A 17,851-nucleotide genomic window follows, 5' to 3' on the forward strand; every position below is an offset into this window, starting at 1 on the left:
ACCCACCCCATCGCCACCGGAACCCGCCTCGCCCCCCTCACCCCCCTCGCCCCGCTCCGCCCCACCCCGCTCGTCGATCATGGAGTTGTGGTGGGGGACTTAGTGGATTTCTGCCGGTATTTCGACCACCACAACTCCATGATCGACGGGGTCGGAGGGGGTCGGGAGCGGCTCGGGAGCGGCTCGGGAGGGGTCGGGAGCGGGTCGGAGGGGGTTGGGAGCGCTTTTGGGGCCGCGGGGCGACGTTACGATGACCGCCGTGCAGTTCGGGGTGCTCGGGCCGCTCGCCGTCACCACCGACGCCGGCGAGCCGGTGGTGGTACCCGGCACCAAGGTGCGCGCCCTGCTGGCCGACCTGCTGACCAACCGCAACCGGGTCGTGTCCGCGGACCGGCTCATCGACGACCTGTGGGGCGAGGAACCCCCCGCCAACCCCGCCGGTGCCCTCCAGGTGCGGGTGTCCCAGCTGCGCAAGGCGCTCAACGACGCCGAGCCCGGTGCCCGCGACCTGGTCGAGTCCCGACCACCGGGCTACCTGCTGCGGGTCGACGCGGTCGACGCCGACAGGTTCGCCGAACTTGCCCGGTGCACCGACGTCGACCGACTCACCGAGGCCCTCGCGCTGTGGCGCGGCGACGCGTACGCGGACGTGGCCGACGCCGAGTTCGTCCGGGCGGAGGCGACCCGCCTCGCCGAGCAGCGCCTCGCCGTGCACGAGCGGCTGGCCGCGGCCCGGCTGGCGCGCGGCGAGCACGACCTGGTCGCCGCCGACCTGGCGGAACTGGTCGCCCGGCACCCGCTGCGCGAGGGCCTGCGGGCCGTGCATCTGCAGGCGCTGTACGCGGCCGGCCGCCAGTCCGAGGCGCTGGACAGCTACGCCGACCTTCGCGACCGGCTCGCCGACGAGCTGGGGCTCGACCCTGCCCCGGAGCTTGTCGCCCTGCATCGCCGGATCCTCGAACAGGACGCCGACCTGAGCGCGCCACCGAAGGCGACGACCACCCGCGACAACCTCCCCGCCCAGCTCGACGAGCTGATCGGACGGGCCGAGGCGCTGGCCGAGCTGCAAGCTCTGCTGCCCCGGCAACGGTTGGTCACGCTGGTCGGGCCGGGCGGGGTCGGCAAGACGCGACTCGCCATCGAGGCAGCCCGTACCGTCCCCGACGGCGTCCGCATTGTCGAGCTGGCACCGCTGCCCGCCCGTGACAGCGGCATCGCCGAACAGGTGCTCGGCGCGCTGGACGTGCGCGAGTCCCCCGGCAGCAGCCTATCCGCCGTCGACCGGCTCGTCGCGGCGCTGCGGCAACGTCACCTGCTGCTCGTGTTGGACAACTGCGAACACGTCATCGAGCCGGTCGCCGAGTTGGTGGCCCGGCTGCTGCGCGACGTACCCGGGCTGAGCGTGCTGGCCACCAGCCGAGAGCCGCTCGGGCTGACCGGGGAGCTGCTCTGGGACGTACCCCCTCTGTCCGTGCCCGGCGACGGTGACCTGGACACGGTCCGGCGCTCGGCGGCGGCCCTGTTGTTCGCCGCACGTGCCGGCGCGCAGCAGCGCGGCTTCCGGCTCGACGCGCGCACGGCGCCGGCGGTGGCCCAGCTCTGCCGCCGTCTCGACGGCCTGCCGCTGGCGCTGGAGCTGGCCGCGACCCGGGTACGGGCGCTCGGCGTGCGGGGCGTGGTGCAGCGGCTCGACGACCGGTTCCGGCTGCTCGCCACACAGCAGCGGGACGTGCCGCCGCGCCAGCGGACGCTTACCGCGGTCATCAGCTGGAGCTGGGACCTGCTGGACGAGGCGGACCGGCTCGCCCTGGCCCGGCTTGCCGTGTTCGGCGACGGCTGCACCCCGGAGGCCGCCGAGCGGGTCTGCGGAAGCGACCTGGACACGCTGGCGCGACTCGTGGACCGGTCGCTCGTGGTGCTCGACGACTCGGGCACGGCACCGCGCTACCGGCTGCTCGAATCGGTCGCCGCGTTCTGTCTGGACCGCCTCACCGACGCCGACGAGGTCCGGGCACGGCACGCCGCCTACTACACCGAGCTTGCCGAACGCGCCGACCCGGGGCTTCGCGGCGCCGACCAGCAGCGATGGCTGGCGGTGCTGGACGCCGAGACGGCGAACCTGCGCGCGGCGCTGGACAACGGCGGCGGGCTGCGCCTCGCCGTCGCGTTGAGCTGGTACTGGTACCTGCGCGGCCGGTTCACCGACGCACGGCGGGCGCTCGCCATACGCGACGAGGAGCAGGAGGCGCGGGCAGCGCCCTGGCGGGTCGGCTTCGCGCTGTTGCAGGGCGACGAGATCCGGCCAGCCGACGTACGGGCCGCAGTGGCCGGCGGGTCAGACGAACGGGCCGCCTGGTTCGCGGCGAACGCGTTGATCGACCACAGTGACCTGACCCTGGCGGCGGAGCTGCTGCCCACCACCGTCGCCGATCCGTGGACCGAGGCCGCGGTGCTCACCTCCCGGGCCAGGCTCGCGCACGCGATGGGTGACCAGGAGGCACTGGAGAGCGCCGCGACCCGCAGCGCCGCGCTGTTCGCGAAGCTCGGCGACAGGTGGGGACGGCTCGTCGCGACCGAGTGGGTGGGCGGGCTCGCGGACATGCGCGGCGAGCACGAACGCGCCGCGGCCCTGCACCGGGAAGGGTTGCGCTGGGCCGAGGAACTGGCGCTGTGGCCGCAGGTCGGCAGCACGCTGTCCTGGCTGGCCTGGCTCGCGGTGCAGACCCGCGACTACGCGCAGGGCCGCGAACTCGCCGAACGCGCGTACCAGATGGCGCTGGAGCAGGCCACGCCCAGCGCCATCGTCTTCGCGCAGATGAGCCTCGCTCTGGCGGCCCGCCGCGACGGCAAGCGCGACGTCGCCGTCACCCACCTGAGCCACCTCGTCGAGCAGGGCCGGGCCGAGCCCTGCCCGGCGTTGTACCTGCCGCTGGTCCTGGTCGAGCTGGGCTACGCGGTCGAACAGGACGGCGACCCGGACGCCGCGCTCGCGCTGCACGTCGAGGCGTTCGCGGCTGCCGAGGCGATCGCGTCGACACGGGACACGATCGGGCCCCTGGAGGGGATGGCGTCGGCGGCGCGCTCACCGGAGGCCGCCGCCCGGCTCCTCGGCGCGGCGGCTGCCGCCCGGCTGGCCACCCACTCTCCCGCCTCTCCCACCGAACGGGACGAGACCGACAGGGTGGCCGAACGCGTCCTGGCCGTCCTCGGGCGGGAACGCTTCGACGCCCTGGTCGCCGAAGGCACGGAGCTGAGCCCGAGCGAGGCTCGCGCCCAGCTCTGACCAGCGGGTCAGGCGGCCGTCCCCGGTCGGTACGTGGCGATGATGACGCCGCTCTTGTGCACACGGGTGCCGATCAGCTCGAAGGACGCCCGGACGTCCTTCAGCGGCACGGTGAGGCTGGCGCCTCCCTGGAGCACCGGGCAGATCCAGAACCGGACCTCGTCCACCAGCCCTGCGCGGACCAGTTGCGCGGTGACCGAGCCGTAGCCGTACTGGATGATGTTGTGGCCGTCCTGGGCCTTGAGCCGGGTGACCTCCTGCACCAGATCGCCCTGGAGCACCTCCGTGTTGTTCCAGGTGGGGTTGGTGAGGGTGGTCGAGGCGACGTACTTCTTGACGTTGTTGAAGTAGGCAGCACCAGTGCTCGGGTCGCTCTCGTCCCGCTGCGGCCAGGCCACGGACATGCCGTCGTAGGTGACCCGGCCCATCAGCATCGCGTCGGCCTCGTCCGTCTGCGAACCGGCGAAGGCGGCGGCCTCCTCGTCGAAGTACGGCATGGTCCACGTCGGGTTCTCGATGACACCGTCGAGGGTGACGTATGTCGAGTTGATGAGCTTGCGCATCGGATTCTCCTGGCTGTCGGTCGTCTTCTCCGGTGACAACCAGGACTGTGCCGTCCGCCGCTTACGATTCGCTTCAGGTGCCCTTACCCGGGTCGGTGAGCGGGATCGGCAGCGCCTGCGTGGCCGCCGTGCCGCCGCCGGCGGAGTGGGCCGGCGCGGGACGGTCGCTGATGCGGCTGTGCAGGCGTCCGCGCCCTGCCGGCCCGGCGCGCCGGGTCACCTCGACCGTCACCATCCGCACCGGCGGTGGCGGTGCGGTGAAGCGTCCGACGCCCCAGCGCACCCAGATCGGGATCCGCCCGGCGTCCGCCTCCGCCCGCAGCTTCTGCACCGTCCGCGCCCGGTCGGTGTGGTCGACCTCCACGACTACCGGCGGGCCGTCCGGGCGGGCGCACGCCACGTCGAGAACTGAGTGCCGCTCCTGCATGGGCGGCGGTAGCGGCACCACGCTCGGCGCCCGCCGGTAGACCCGCCAACCCTGCGCCTGCGCCCAGCGCACGACCGAGTCGATGACCCGTGCGGTGACCTCGTCGGTGTCCAGGTCGACGAACGTCAGATCGTCCAGCCAGCGGCCCAGGTCCGCGGCCAGCCGCTCGCCCTGCTCCGTGACGTCCACCGGCGCAGGATAACGCCTCGACCGACGGCGGCCACGGTCGCGGCGGGCTGCCGGGACGCCTCAGCCGACAGCGGGCACGGGCGCGGACGCGGCGAGGTGCCGGGCCAGCCACGCGGTGGTGGCAGTGCGGGCCGCCTCGGCGTTGTCGCGGGCCAGAAAGTCGTGCCCCTCGCCGGCCAGCACCAGATGACCGTGCGGTACGCCGCGAGCGGCGAGAGCTTGCGCCACCTGCGCCGACTCGCCGGCCGGCACGTTCGTGTCGTTGGCGCCGTGGATGAGCAGCACCGGCACGTCGAGGCGGTCCAGGTGGGTCATCGGTGACAGGTCCCGCAGCAGCTCGGCGTCGCGCACCGGGTCGCCGTACTTGCTGACGGCGGCGGCGGCGATCCACGGCTCGGTGCCTGCGAAGAACGTCCGGAAGTCGGAGATGCCGCACTCGGCCACCCCGGCGGCGAACAGGCCGGGGAAGTTCACGAGCACCGCGAGGACCAGGTAGCCACCGTAGGAGCGGCCCAGGCAGCCCAGCTGGCCCGGCCGGGCAACGCCGCTGTCGAGCAGGAAGTCAGCGCACGCTGCCACGTCGGCGATGGCGCCGTACCGGCCGGCGAGGTTGTCGGCGGCGACGAAGGTACGCCCGAAGCCGGACGAGCCGCGCACGTTCGGCGCGAAGACCGCGACGCCCTGCGCGACGAGGGCCTGGAACAGCGGGTTGTAGCAGGGGCGTTCCTGTGCCTCCGGGCCACCGTGCAGGCTGATCGCCGTCGGCCAGGGGCCGGGGCCGGGCGGCCGGTACAGCCAGCCGGACAGCGGCATCCCGTCGCGTGCCCGCAGGTCGACCAACTGCGGCGCGACTCCACCACCGCCGGCGCGCGTGGCGGCGGCGTCCGGACGCAGCGGACGCGGCGCGGCTGTCACCGGGTCGACCAACCAGACCTCCCGGGGCTGCACCGGCCCCTGCGCGGTGACGCAGAGCAGGTCGCCCCCGGCGGCGAAGACAGCGCCGTCGAGCACCTCACCCGGGGCCGCGACGGCCCGCTGCACGCCACCGGCCAGGTCGAGCAGGCTCAGCTCGCTGCGCCCGCCGTAGGTGTTCCACAGCAGCGCGGCGCGACCCCGGTCGGCGCTGACCGCCACGTGCTCCAGCTCGGCGTCCGGTCGTCCGGCGAGCCGCACCGGCGCCAGCTCGTCCCGCGTCAGGTCGACCCGCACGAGCGTTGCCAGCTCGCTGAATGCGTCGGTGCGGGCCAGCACGCTCGTGCCGTCCCGGCCGAACCAGCCCTGGTCGGTGCTGCCCCGGCCGGTGTCCGGCAGCAGCCGCCGCCGCTCGCCGGTCGCCACGTCCAGCACCTCCAGCCAGCGGGCGTTGCGCGGGCCTCGACGCAGCAGGGCGGCGCCGGCATCCGCTGTGACGTCAAGCAGTGTGAGCAGGTCGTCCTCGACCAGCACCTGCCGCTGCCCGGTCCCCGCGTCGATCAGCAGGGCCGTACCCCGGTCTGCGGTCTCGGTGACGGCCATCAGCGCACCGCCGGGCAACCACCCGGACACCGACGCGCTGCGGCGGCCGAAGCCGGCGACCTGCCGGCGGCAGGTGCCGTCGGGGCGCAGCACCCACAGCTCGGTGCGGGGCGCCCCGCCGGGCGCGACGACGCAGGCAAGCCACTGCCCGTCCGGCGACCAGCTCACCGCCAGGACCGGCTCGTCGCCGGTGGGCACCGCGACCGCTTCGCTGGCGTCCACGTCGCGGACCCAGACGCCGGGCGTTCCGGCCCGGTCGGACAGGAACGCCACCCGCCTGCCATCCGGGGAGGGCGCGCTGGCGAAGTCCTCGCCGGCCGGTGGCGACGGCAGCAGCCGGCGACCGGTCGGGCGGCCCCGGCGGGTGGTGCGCGGCGCCTCGGTCCGTGCGCTCATCTAAACCCCGATCCGCTGCAACCAGAGCTCCAGCAGCCCGAGCTGCCAGAGCGCGTTCGAACCCAACGTGGTCCGCCGGGCGTTCGGCGCGTCAAGCAACTCCTCCAGGTAGTCCTTGCGGAACAGACCCCGGTCGCGTGCCGGCGGCGCGGTCAGCGCGTCGCGGACGTCGTCGAGCAGCGGGCCGGAGAGATGCCGGATCGCGGGCACGGGGAAGTAGCCCTTCGGACGGTCGATCACCTCGTCCGGGACGATGCCCCGGCTCGCCGCCTTCAGCACGCCCTTGCCGCCGTGCGCCAGCTTCAACGCCGGCGGGCAGGCTGCGGCCAGCTCGACCACCTCGTGGTCGAGGAACGGCACCCGCCCCTCCAGCCCCCAGGCCATCGTCATGTTGTCCACCCGCTTGACCGGGTCGTCGACGAGCATCACCAGGCTGTCCTGGCGCAGCGCCGCGTCCAGCGCGGTGTCCGCGCCCGGCGCGGCGAAGTGCGCGGTGACGAACTCCAGGCTGGCGTCGTGGTCGAGCATCCACTCGGGTGCCAACTGGTCGGCGAGCGCGTCGTGGCGACGATCGAAGAACACCCTGGCGTACGCCTCGACGGCGTCCTCGCGGGCCACGTTCGCCATCGGCGGGTACCAGTCGTAGCCGGCGAAGATCTCGTCGGCGCCCTGACCGGACTGCACCACCGTGATCCGCTGCGACACCTCCTCGGAGAGCAGGTGGAACGCCACGCAGTCGTGGCTGACCATCGGCTCGCTCATCGCCCCGATGGCCGCGTGTACGGCCGGCACGAACCGGTCGCCGCCGATGCGGATCTGCTGGTGGTCGGTGCCGAACTCGCGGGCCACCAGGTCGGAGTAGTGAAACTCGTCGCCGCTCTCCCCCGCCCTCGCCTCGAACCCGATGCTGAAGGTCGCCAGCCCGGTCTGGCCCTGCTCGGCCAGCAGGGCGACGATCAGGCTGGAGTCGATGCCGCCGGAGAGCAGCACGCCGACAGGCACGTCGGCGACCATCCGGCGACGTACGGCGGTGCGCAGCGCGGACATGATCCGCTCCTGCCACTCGTCTGCGGACATCGGCGGGGCTGCCGCGCGGGTGAACTCCGGCCGCCAGTAGACGGTGTCGGTGCTGCGGCCGTCGCCGGTGATCACGCGTACGGTCGCCGGGGGCAGTTTGCGGACGCCGGCAAGGATGGTGCGCGGCGGCGGCACGACCGAGTGGAAGCTCATGTAGTGGTGCAGTGCCACCGGGTCGAGGTCGGTGTCCACGTCACCGGCGGCGAGCAGCGCCGGCAGTGTCGAGGCGAAGCGGATCCGGCCCGGCGTCTCGGCGAGGTAGAGCGGCTTGATGCCGAGCCGGTCGCGGGCCAGCACCAGCGTGGACGTGGTCAGGTCGACAAGGGCGAAGGCGAACATCCCGTAGAACCGCTCGACGCAGGCCGTCCCCCACCTGTGGTACGCCTTGATGATCACCTCGGTGTCCGAGGTGGACCGGAAGGAGTAGCCGGCGGCGGTCAGCTCGTCACGCAGTTCCCGGTAGTTGTAGATGCAGCCGTTGAAGACCAGGGCCAGGCCCAGCTCGGGGTCGACCATCGGTTGGGAGCCGGCGTCGGACAGGTCGATGATGCGCAGCCTGCGGTGCACGAGCGCCGCCGGCCCCTGCCGCCACCGCCCCTCGCCGTCCGGGCCCCGGGAGGCGAGGGCGGGAAGCATCCGCTCGACGGCCGCCATGTCCGGCGGCGCCCCGTCGAGCCGGAACTCGCCTCCGATACCGCACATGGTTCACCTCTCATCGGCTCGGGTCGCTCGGCCGCTGACCGGTCCAGGTTTGGCCGGCCTGGTTGCGTCCCGATGACGTCAAGGTCAAGCGTGGGTTACGCGGGCGGTTGACCGGCTCCGCCGAGCAGCCAGGTGTCCTTCGACCCACCGCCACGGGACGAGTTGACGATCATGCTGCCGGCCGGTGCGACCCGGGTCAGCGCCACCGGCGCCACCTCGGCCGTGTCACCGAGGAAGACGAACGCCCGCAGGTCGACGTGCCGAGGTGCGAGGGCGGTGCCGTCGAACACCGGGTGGGTGGTCAACGAGATCACCTCCTGGGCGATCCACCGGTGCGGCGCGGCGAGGATCTGCTCCCGGGCGGCGTCCAACTCCTCCGCCTCGGCGCGCGGACCGATCACCACGCGGTCCCCGCCGTACCCGTCGACGGGCTTGAGCACCAACTCCCCCAGCCGGCCGAGCACCTCGGCGCGCTGCTCGGGCAGCCCGCACAGGTACGTCGGCACGTCCGCGAGCAGCGCCTTCTCCCCCAGGTAGTACTCGATGAGCTGCGGCACGTACGCGTACAGCGCCTTGTCGTCGCCGACGCCGTTGCCGAGCGCGTTGGCAAGGCTGAGCCGCCCCGCGTGCACGGCGGCGAGCAGTGGCCAGCCCAGCGGCACCCCGTCGGCGCCCGGCGCGTGCAGCAGCGCCTCCTCGTCCATCCGCAGGTAGATCACGTCGACCTGGCTGCGGCGGCCCTCGCGTACCAGGCACACCCGCCCGTCCTCCACCAGCAGGTCGCTGCTCCCGATCAGCGGCACGCCCATCTCGTCGGCGAGCAGCCGGTGCTCGAACCACGCCGGGTCGCCGGAGCCGCTGCTGAGCACCACCACTGCGGGGTCGTCGGCGGCGGCGGGCGCGGCGGCGAGCAGCGCCCGGTGCAGCATCGCGGGTGTCTCGTCGGCGGGCAGCAGGTCGTCGGGCACCGGCAGCTCCGGCAGCACCGCCCGGGTCAGCCTGCGGTTCTGCACCGCGTAGCCGAGACCCGAGGGCACCCGCAGGTTGTCCTCCAGCACGTACCAGCCGCCGTCGGGGTCACGCACCAGATCCGTGCCGGACACCTGGGCGCGGGTGCGGCGGCGGCCCATGAGCGCGCCGGTGGGGCGCAGGCCGGGTGAGGACTCCACCACCCAGGCCGGCACCACGCCGTCGGCCACCACCGCCCGCTCGCCGTAGACGTCACGCAGGAAGGCGTCGAGGGCGCGGGCCCGCTGCACCAGGCCGCTGCGCAGCGCGCTCCAGTCGGCGGCGGGCACCACCCGGGGCATCAGGTCGACAGGGAAGAGCCGGGTGCTCGCCTCACCGGCCACGCTGAAGGTCACACCCCGGGCGCGCTGCTCCTCGTCGCGGTCGTGCTCGCGTTGGCGCAGACCGACGGTGCCCAGGCCGCGCAGGGCGTCAAGCAGCGGCCGGTACGCCGGCTCCGGTCCGTCCGGGCCGAAGACCTCGTCGCCGGCGTCGACGTACGTGGGCAGGGCCGGCGGTGGCGGTGCACCCGGGCCGGGGGCGCCCGTGCGGCCCCTGGTCTCGTCGAGCAGCAGGTCGACAACGTCGGCCAGTCGACCCCGCCGCTCGTAGGCCCGCCGCTGCCGGGCCGCCGAGCTGCCGCGCGCCAGCGCGTAACGGGTCAGCTCGCTCACCTGTTCCCAGTCCCCGGTCGCCTCCAGTTGCGGGCGCAGGTCGGTCACCAGTCGACGTACCGCCTCGGCGGCCGGCACCGGCCGGGCCGAGCGGGGCAGGTCCAGCAGGTCGCCCTCCAACCCGGAGCGGGCGGCCCGCCACACGGCGGCGCGCAGCACCGGCGGACGTACGGCGGTGCGCTCGACGCCGGCGCGCAGCGCGGCGACCTCCCGGCGGACCAACGCCCGGAACAGGCCGGTGAGCAGGACGATGATGTCAACGTCGGAGTTGGCGTCGGTGATGCGCAGCTCCACTGTGGGCACGTGCGCCGACGGCCGCACATCGAAGTAGATCATGGCAGGGTCGGTGATGGTCTCCGAGGAGATCAGCTCGGCGACAAGCGCCTCGTGGTCGGCCGCGCTTGTCACCTCGCCCGGGTCGCCGGCCGTGGGCCAGCGCTGCCAGACCAGCGAGCGGACGCTCGCGTAGCCGCTGTCCTGCCCCATCCAGTACGGCGAACTGGTGGACACTGCCAGCAGCAGCGGCAGCCACGGCTGGACCCGCCGGGTGACGGCCACCGCCAGATCCCGGTCCGACACACCGACGTGCACCTGCGCACCGCAGATCAACTGCTCCCGCGCGAGCATCTGGTACTCGTCGAGCATCCGCCGGTAGCGGGAGGTGGGGGTGACACTCGGGTCGCCGTCGGCGCGCAGCGGCACGGTGCCGGCCGCCACGATGCCCAGCCCGGCCCGGTCGGCGACCTGGACGGCCGACTGGCGCAGGCGGGTCAGCTCGGCGCGGATCTCGTCCAGGGTGCGGCAGACAGCGGTGTTGGTCTCCACCACGCTGCGGTGCAGTTCCGCGGTGAACGACGCGGCCGGCAGCCGGTCGAGCAGCTCTCCCGCACGCGGCACCAACTCGCGGGTGTGCAGGTCGACGACATGGAACTCCTCCTCCACACCGATGGTGGCGAGGTCCGCCGGGTCGCTGTCGTCGACCTGCATGACCGGTTGGGCACGGGATGCGGGCACCGCCCGGCCGTTGCCGGACCGGCCCAGCGGCCCGTCGAACGTCGCCGCGTTCGTGGTGTTCTCGACCATGGTCACCCCGGTTCGCGTATCGGTGTGTCGACTTGTCCGACGAGCGTTCCCAGGATTGGTACCGGAGGTGTTTCCGGCGCGTTAAGGTGACGCACCGTTCTGCCCGGCCGCTCGGCGGCACGCTGCGGGCACCGCCCGGGTCGACCCCGCCGTGCCAACGGCACATGCCGGTGAGTCATCACTCTGACTCACCGGCATGTCGCAACGACGCCTACCGTCGATCGCGCGTGTTCGCGGTCGGGGTCATCTCATGTTGGCGACCACGAACGGCGCGTGGCCGTGCAGGTAGTTGTCCCATCCGCCGGTCACCGGCGCACCCGGGCTGAGCAGGTTCGTGGTGTCGGTGCCGACGTCGAGCTTCCAGGCCGTCCAGGAGATGCCGTTCGCCTTCATCCAGTCGATCCAGGACTGCGCCTCCGGCAGGCAGGCCCGGCCGTCGAGACCACCGTCGGCGTGGCTGGCGCCCCACTCCGTGACGAACAGCGCCAGGCCGGCCCGGATCGCCGCGTCACCCTTGGCGCGCAGCGACGCGCCGTGGGTGCACGAGTAGAAGTGCAGCGTGTACATCAGGTTGGTGCCGGAGACCGGGCTGGCAGCCGCGACGTCCACGTCCTGCGACCAGGTCGGGGTGCCGAGCACCACGATGTTGTCCGGGTCGGCGGCGCGGATCGCCGAGACGACAGCCTGGTGGTACGGCTTGATGACGTTCGTCCAGCTCACCTGCAACGGCTCGTTGTAGGGCTCCCAGATGACGTTGGGCAGGTGGCCGTAGCGGCGGGCCAGGTCACCGAAGAACGCCACCGCCTGCGACTGGTTGTTCTGCGCCTCGTGCGCGTGCCAGTCGACGATCACGTACACCCCGGCGCTGACCGCGTTGTTGATGATGGTCTCCACCTGGTTACGCGCCCTGGTCGGGTCGCTGAGGTACGCGCCGGCCGGCTCCACGCCCATCGCCGCGCGGATCACCTGAAGCTTCCAGTTGTCACGCATCCAGGTCAGCGCGGACAGGTTCTCGGCGTACGGGGCGGTCTCCCAGTTGAGCCACATGCTGCTGATGCCCCGCAACTGCACACGCGCGCCGGACTTTGTCGCACATCGTCGTGCCGCACACCCGCAGCTGCCCGTGCCGCTCGACGGGCGTGCCGGTCGTGGGCGGCGGCGTCGTGGGGGGCGGGGTGGTCGGTGGCGGTGTCGTGGGCGCCGGAGTGGTCGGCGCGGGAGTGGTGGGCGTCGGAGGCGGGCCGCCGGCGCAGGCCGCACCGTTGACAGTGCAGTTGACGGGGGTGCCGGAGCCGTCGACGAGGAAGCCGAACGACGTCGACGCCCCGGCGGCCAGGGTGCCGTTCCAGGACACGTTCGTGAAGGTGTAGCGGCTGCCGGAGGTCGTCTGCTGCGCGTTCCACGACTGGCTGATGCTGGAGGGGGCTGGCAGGTCGAACTCGACGCGCCAGCTGGTGATCTGTGCCGACGTGTTGTTGGTGACAGTGACCTGGCCCTGGTAGCCACTGCCCCAACTGTTCGTCACGGAGAACACGGCTGTCGCCGCACTCGCCGGCGTGGCCGCGATCGCCACCGTGCCGGCTATCAGGCCGGCGACGGCCAGCGACGTGACAAGTCTCAGTGTGCGCATGCTGAACCCGCTTCGGATCGACGGTGATGGTCTGAGGCGGGGCGGCGCCAGAGCCGACAATATCGATCTTCCACGATGCATTCAAGGCGTGCGGCCGATCTCCCGCTCGCCGGGACCAGCTGAGCGGTGTACGCCGCTCAGCGCACCTTCATGAGGTCGACGAGTTGGTCCAGCGCAGCGCCCCATCCTTCGTGGAAGCCCATCTCCTCGTGCGACTTCTTCGCCGACGCGTCGGCGTGGATCGCGGTGGCTGTGTACTTCGTGCCCGCGCCGTCCGGCTCGATCCGCACCACAGCGGTGAAGGGGAAGCCGTCCTGGGCGATCTGCGGACGGAAGCCGGGCCCCAGGCCGGAGGTGAAGACCAGCGTCGAACCCTCGTCGACCACCAGGATGCAGCCGCTGTTCGGGTACTCCTCGCCCTCGGGCGAGCGCATTGTCGTGTCGAATCTGCCGCCGGGCCGCAGGTCGATCTCGCAGGCGACTGTCGACCACGGCTTCGGGGTGAACCACTGCATGATCAGCTCGGGTGTGGTCCAGGCCCGCCAGACCAGCTCTGGCGGCACGTCGACGGTGCGCTCCAGGACGAGATCGAGGTCGGGGTCCACTGTGTAGAGGGTCATCGTTCTTGCTCCTTCAGGTCGTAGAGAAGTGAGTCGAGTTGGTCGAGGCGTCGGGTCCACCGCGCGCGCTGCGCGGCGAGCCAGGTGTCGAGGTGCTCCAGCGGCTGGGGCGCGAGCCGGTAGGTGCGAACCCGGCCCTTCTTCTCCGACGTCACCAGACCGGACTGTTCGAGGACGTGCAGGTGCTGGGTGAACGACGGCAGCGCCATGTCGAACGGACGAGCCAGCTCACTGGTCGTGGCCGGCCCCTGGGTGAGGCGCTCGACGACCTGGCGGCGGGTGGGGTCGGCCAACGCCTGGAACACACTGTCGAGAACGCCGCCGCCCTCCCCCACATACTTAGCCATGCGCCTAACTATGCACGGATGCATTACTTAGGTCAAGCCCTAAGTAATTGCGCTCCAAGACACGTCACGGATCGCCGGACGCCCGCACCGGCCGTAGCGTAGGGCGCATGCGAGCCACCACGCTGGGCAGTGCAGGACCCGAGGTCGGCGTCATCGGCCTCGGGTGCATGGGCATGAGCCACGGATACGACATCACCGGCCCCCGCGACGACGACACGTCGATCGCCGTGATCCGACAGGCGCTGGACCTGGGCGCCACGCTTGTCGACACGTCCGACGTGTACGGGCCGTACACCAACGAGGAGCTTGTGGGACGGGCGCTGGCCGGCGGCCACCGGGAGCGGGCCGTCCTGGCCACCAAGGTCGGCCTGGTGACCACCTCCCCCACCGGAGGGCCCGGCAACTCACCGAAGATCGGCAACGACGGCCGACCGGAGCACATCCGCGTGGCGATCGACGCCAGCCTGCGCCGGCTCGGCACCGACCACGTCGACCTCTACCAGCTGCACCGCGTCGACCCGCAGGTGCCCATCGAGGAGTCCTGGGGCGCGATGGCGGAGGTCGTCGCAGCGGGCAAGGCGCGGCAGATCGGGCTGTCCGAGGTGACAGTGGAGCAGATCGTACGGGCTCAGACGGTGCACCCGGTGGCGTCGGTGCAGTCGGAGTTGTCGCTGTGGACGCGTGATCCGTTGACCGAGGTGCTGCCGTACTGCGCGCAGCAGGGCATCGCGTTCCTGCCGTTCTCGCCGCTGGGTAGGGGTTTCCTCGCCGGCCGGTTCACATCCTTCGACGACCTGCCCGCCGACGACTTCCGCCGTGGCCTGCCGCGTTTCCAACAGGACGCGTTGCGCGCCAACCTGGCCATCGTCGCCCGGGTCCGCGAGATCGCCGACCGGGCCGGGCTCAGCCCCGCGCAGGTCGCTCTCGCCTGGGTGGTCGCCCAGGGCGAGCAGGTCATTCCGATCCCCGGCACGAAGACGCCGAAGTACCTTGTGGACAACTGCGCGGCCGGCGACGTGCGGCTCAGCGCCGAGGATCTGGCCGACCTCGACGCCCTGCCCGCGCCCGAGGGCGGACGTTACTGACCATCGCCTCCCGGCGCCGGGCTGGTCGCGGCCCACACTGGTCCGCGACCAGCCCGACCCCGCCGCCGCCGTCAGGCGGGCCGGGCGGCGGCGTCCACCGGTGGGCCGAACCGCACCCCGACGCCTGGTGAATACAGCACGCTGACCGGAGGCCCGGCCGGTGTCGGCAGCCCTGCGGCGGTGACCAGCTCGTCGTCAAGGTGCAGCAGCTCGGCGCGGTGCAGTGGCCAGCGCGGATGCCAGTTCGGCAGGTGCACCGTGCGCCCGTACGCCCGGGTGTGCAGCCCCCACCGGGCGGTGACGAAATGCTCAAGCGGCGTCGGCTCGGCGATCGCCTCCCCCACCCGAACCACAATCCGGCTCGTCGTGCCGGCCGGGCCGGGCCAGCGTCGCCGGCACCGGTAGGTGAGGCGGTCACCGTCGCGGTCCACTCCCATCGAGGACCAGAGGTACGGCAGACGCAGCGTCACCTGGGCGACAAGCACGGGAACGAGGCGGGACGCGTCAAGCGACCGGAACACCACCGCACGCCGGCCGTTGGCGTCGACCGAGTAGAGCCGGACGTTCGTCTCCCAGAACGTGCCGAAGTACGGCACCGCCGGCCCGCGACCGAAGCCCAGCCCCACCATCCGGAAGCCGATCAGACCGACGTAGGTGACGCCGTCGATGGTGTCCGGCCGGGTCCCGACGGGCAGCAGCGGCGCGACGGTCTCCGGGGCGACCGCCCAGTGCAGGAAGGTGAGGTCCTCCCAGCGCTGCCGTAGGACCGCCCAGGGGAACGACTGTCGGGGCGCGATGTCGACCGGCTCGATGTCCACGCTTCCATCCTGACTCAGGCCCGCACGGGGCTGGCATCAGGCGTGCGGGCCGACCCTCACCGTGCCGATGGTCAGCGCCGCCCTGCCCTCCAGGATCTGGCCGACCCGATCGACCTCGTCCTCCAACTCCCGCAGCCGACCCGGGTCGAGCGCCTGCAACGGCTCGACAGTGACGTGGATCGTGCGTCCGGAGCGGCGTTGGTGCCACACCCCGGAGACCACCCCGTCGACAAGCAGCACCGGATAGTTGCCGGCCTGGCCACGAGCCAGCGCCCGCTCGGCCGCGACGCCGGGATAGAGCCGCTCACGCGGGTGGCAGCCAACCGCGTACGCGTCGAAGTAGGGCAGGAGCCGCAACCCGGACGGCGGGTCGGTCGGGAAGTCGGTGTCGTCGGCGGCCACCCATGCCTGCGTACCCTCCACTGTCACCTCGGCCAGGTCGATGGAGTCGAACAGCGACGTGGCCCACCGCACCGGCGCCGCGAGCCACTTGGCGAACTGCGCCGGGGTGGCTGGCCCGTAGGCGAACAGATATCGGCGGACGAGATCGGTCAGGGCGGCGCGGCCGTCCCTCGGCGTGAAGCCGGGAAGCCAGCGCGTCGGGCTGGTGTAGGTGATGGCGCGACCCCTTGCCGGGCCGAAGCAGATCACCCCGGCCCGGCTGGCGGTCGACATCGCAACCATCCATCGGGGCCACAGGTCCTGGAACGCCTCCATGACCCGCTCACCGGCCCACGGGCCGGTGCGGGCCACGATCTCCTCGGTCAACTCGGCGGTGGTCAACTCGGCCTCGGCCAACGCGTCACCCATGGCGGCGAGGACCTGCCCGGCCTGCTCGGACGTCAACAGGTGGCGACTCTGCTCCCACGACGGAGCCGGTATCGCGGTGAGCGCGCCGATCCACATCGGCAGGTCCGCGGCGGCGAGCAGGTGCACCGTCCCGCGCGGTCCACGGGTCTTGACCAGGGTGCGGTCCGTCCAGAGCGCCTGTCGCACCAGGGCGCGGGTGGCACCGGGCACCCGCAGGCCGATGGACAGCTCGGCGGCGGAGGCGACCTGGGCGTGCGCGCCGCACATCGCGGACACCACATCGGCGACGCCCTCGGCACCCGGTGGTGACTCGGGTGCGGCCCGCGCCGAGAGCCCGTGCCGGGCGAGACGCCGGGCCGACACCTGCGCCCAGCCCAGATCGGTCACGGCAGGCTCCCGCGGCGGGCGTGGCTGTCAGCGTGGATCCCCATGACGCCCACGCTATGGCCGGGGTACGTCAGTTCCCGGCCGGCACCGGCTGGCCCCACCACCACCCGCCGTACGCTGGTACGGGCATGCGGCCCGACCAGAACACCCAAACTGCCATAAGCGGGACGCACGGGGGGACGTGGTCGTGACACAGGGTGACGCGGAACTGGTCCTGCTCGCGCAGGCGGGCGACGCGGCGGCGCTCGGCGCGCTGCTGGCCCGTCACGAAGCCGCAATGCGAGCCGTAGCGGTGAGCGTGCTCGGCTACGGTCCCGACGCCGAGGACGCGGTCCAGGACGCCATCGTCGTCGCGCTGCGTCGCATCGGTGACGTCCGCGACCCGGCCGCCATCGGCCCGTGGCTACGCATGATCGTCCGCAACAACAGTCGAACGGCACTGCGCCGGCCCCGCCCGGTCCCGGTCGCCGAGCCGGAGTGGTTCGCCGGCCCCGCCGAAACACCCACCCCGGAGCAGGCGCTCGACCGGGGCGCGATGCGCGACTGGGTGTGGCACGCCATCGGGCAGCTGTCCGAAACTGATCGGCTCGTCACCCTCCTGCGGTATTTCAGCGACGCGTCCTCGTACGAGCAGATCGCCGCCGTCTGCGGCGTGCCGGTCGGCACCGTCCGCAGCCGCCTCAACCACGCCCGCCGGGCGCTCGCCGGCGGTCTGCGAAGGGCGGCGACCGCGGCGCAGGCCGACGTCACCGCCGCGAACGACGCCCGGTGGCGCGACGGCCGCGACGTGATCGCCACGGCGATGCGCGGCGACTTCGACCAGGTGGTCCGGGAGAGTTGGTGGCCGGACGCCGAGATGATCGTGCCGGGTGGCCGGCGCGGCGGCCGTGACCTGGCGGTCGCCGGCATGACCCGCGACCTGACCGCCGGGGTACGTCAGCGGCTGCGCAACGTGGTGGCAAGCGGTGACGTGCTGATCTGGGAGACCGACCTGATCAGCCCGCCGGACGACCCGGAGCACTGCCCTCCCGGGGCGCTGTGGTTGCAGAGGCTGCGGGCGGGCCGGGTGCGCCGGCTCACCCTCTTCCACCCCGTCCCGGCACGCGGGGGCCACCCACCGGCGCTTGTCTGAAAGATTTCCCCGACCGGACGAACTTTCCTCCCGACCGCCGCATCTGGTCTGCGACCAGTCATCACCTGCCGCGCGGCACGGCCGCGCGGCTCATTGATCGGGGAC

Annotated in this window: 14 protein-coding genes; 3 read left to right on the forward strand and 11 right to left on the reverse strand. The window is 72.6% G+C overall.

What is annotated here, in order from left to right; genetic code table 11:
- The first annotated feature begins 250 nt into the window (after positions 1–250).
- Entirely contained in the window at positions 251–3,283 is a 3,033-nt protein-coding gene (locus tag ACLQ23_RS20775) for a BTAD domain-containing putative transcriptional regulator (protein WP_425880951.1), read from the forward strand.
- Positions 3,284–3,291: 8 nt separating this feature from the next.
- On the opposite strand, the gene ACLQ23_RS20780 is transcribed toward ACLQ23_RS20775, so the two are convergent.
- The 9 genes from ACLQ23_RS20780 to ACLQ23_RS20820 form a co-directional block, all read right to left on the reverse strand.
- Positions 3,292–3,846: a dihydrofolate reductase family protein gene (locus ACLQ23_RS20780; RefSeq protein WP_355632570.1), complete on the reverse strand. Its 555-nt coding sequence runs from the start codon at positions 3,844–3,846 to the stop codon at positions 3,292–3,294.
- A 73-nt stretch (positions 3,847–3,919) separates the two neighbouring features.
- Complete coding sequence (locus ACLQ23_RS20785) at positions 3,920–4,462, reverse strand: hypothetical protein (RefSeq protein ID WP_355588936.1); 543 nt, start codon at positions 4,460–4,462, stop codon at positions 3,920–3,922.
- Between the two features lie 60 nt (positions 4,463–4,522).
- On the reverse strand, positions 4,523–6,373 hold the full coding sequence (locus tag ACLQ23_RS20790) for a S9 family peptidase (protein ID WP_355632577.1): 1,851 nt from the start codon (positions 6,371–6,373) through the stop codon (positions 4,523–4,525).
- Positions 6,374–8,152 (reverse strand): N-acetylglutaminylglutamine amidotransferase, encoded by a 1,779-nt coding sequence (locus tag ACLQ23_RS20795; protein ID WP_425880952.1) that lies wholly within the window; start codon positions 8,150–8,152, stop codon positions 6,374–6,376. It lies immediately after the preceding gene.
- A 95-nt stretch (positions 8,153–8,247) separates the two neighbouring features.
- On the reverse strand, positions 8,248–10,917 hold the full coding sequence (locus ACLQ23_RS20800; RefSeq protein ID WP_355632589.1) for a carboxylate--amine ligase/circularly permuted type 2 ATP-grasp protein: 2,670 nt from the start codon (positions 10,915–10,917) through the stop codon (positions 8,248–8,250).
- 243 nt (positions 10,918–11,160) lie between these two features.
- On the reverse strand, positions 11,161–11,964 hold the full coding sequence (locus ACLQ23_RS20805; RefSeq protein ID WP_425880953.1) for a glycoside hydrolase family 5 protein: 804 nt from the start codon (positions 11,962–11,964) through the stop codon (positions 11,161–11,163).
- Positions 11,900–12,547: a cellulose-binding domain-containing protein gene (locus ACLQ23_RS20810; RefSeq protein ID WP_425880954.1), complete on the reverse strand. Its 648-nt coding sequence runs from the start codon at positions 12,545–12,547 to the stop codon at positions 11,900–11,902. The genes ACLQ23_RS20805 and ACLQ23_RS20810 overlap by 65 nt, the downstream gene beginning before the upstream one ends.
- Positions 12,548–12,684: 137 nt before the next feature.
- Positions 12,685–13,167 carry an SRPBCC family protein gene (locus ACLQ23_RS20815; RefSeq protein ID WP_355632583.1) on the reverse strand — a complete coding sequence of 161 codons (483 nt, stop codon included), beginning with the start codon at positions 13,165–13,167 and terminating at the stop codon, positions 12,685–12,687.
- Positions 13,164–13,514 carry an ArsR/SmtB family transcription factor gene (locus tag ACLQ23_RS20820; RefSeq protein ID WP_355588927.1) on the reverse strand — a complete coding sequence of 117 codons (351 nt, stop codon included), beginning with the start codon at positions 13,512–13,514 and terminating at the stop codon, positions 13,164–13,166. The genes ACLQ23_RS20815 and ACLQ23_RS20820 overlap by 4 nt, the downstream gene beginning before the upstream one ends.
- A gap of 107 nt (positions 13,515–13,621) precedes the next feature.
- Between ACLQ23_RS20820 and ACLQ23_RS20825 the strand changes: the two genes are divergently transcribed.
- Positions 13,622–14,599 carry an aldo/keto reductase gene (locus ACLQ23_RS20825; protein WP_425880955.1) on the forward strand — a complete coding sequence of 326 codons (978 nt, stop codon included), beginning with the start codon at positions 13,622–13,624 and terminating at the stop codon, positions 14,597–14,599.
- Between the two features lie 71 nt (positions 14,600–14,670).
- Here ACLQ23_RS20825 and ACLQ23_RS20830 read toward each other — a convergent pair whose 3' ends face one another.
- On the reverse strand, positions 14,671–15,417 hold the full coding sequence (locus ACLQ23_RS20830) for a YqjF family protein (protein WP_425880956.1): 747 nt from the start codon (positions 15,415–15,417) through the stop codon (positions 14,671–14,673).
- A 36-nt stretch (positions 15,418–15,453) separates the two neighbouring features.
- The gene (locus ACLQ23_RS20835) at positions 15,454–16,614 is read right to left on the reverse strand and encodes a winged helix DNA-binding domain-containing protein (RefSeq protein ID WP_425880957.1); all 1,161 of its coding nucleotides are present in this window, start codon (positions 16,612–16,614) and stop codon (positions 15,454–15,456) included.
- 187 nt (positions 16,615–16,801) lie between these two features.
- On the opposite strand from ACLQ23_RS20835, the gene ACLQ23_RS20840 reads away from it, so the two are divergent.
- Entirely contained in the window at positions 16,802–17,746 is a 945-nt protein-coding gene (locus ACLQ23_RS20840) for an RNA polymerase sigma factor (RefSeq protein ID WP_355588919.1), read from the forward strand.
- Positions 17,747–17,851: the final 105 nt, after the last annotated feature.

Origin of the sequence: Micromonospora sp. DT41, from assembly GCF_049841715.1 — a bacterium.
Taxonomy (GTDB): domain Bacteria; phylum Actinomycetota; class Actinomycetes; order Mycobacteriales; family Micromonosporaceae; genus Micromonospora; species Micromonospora profundi.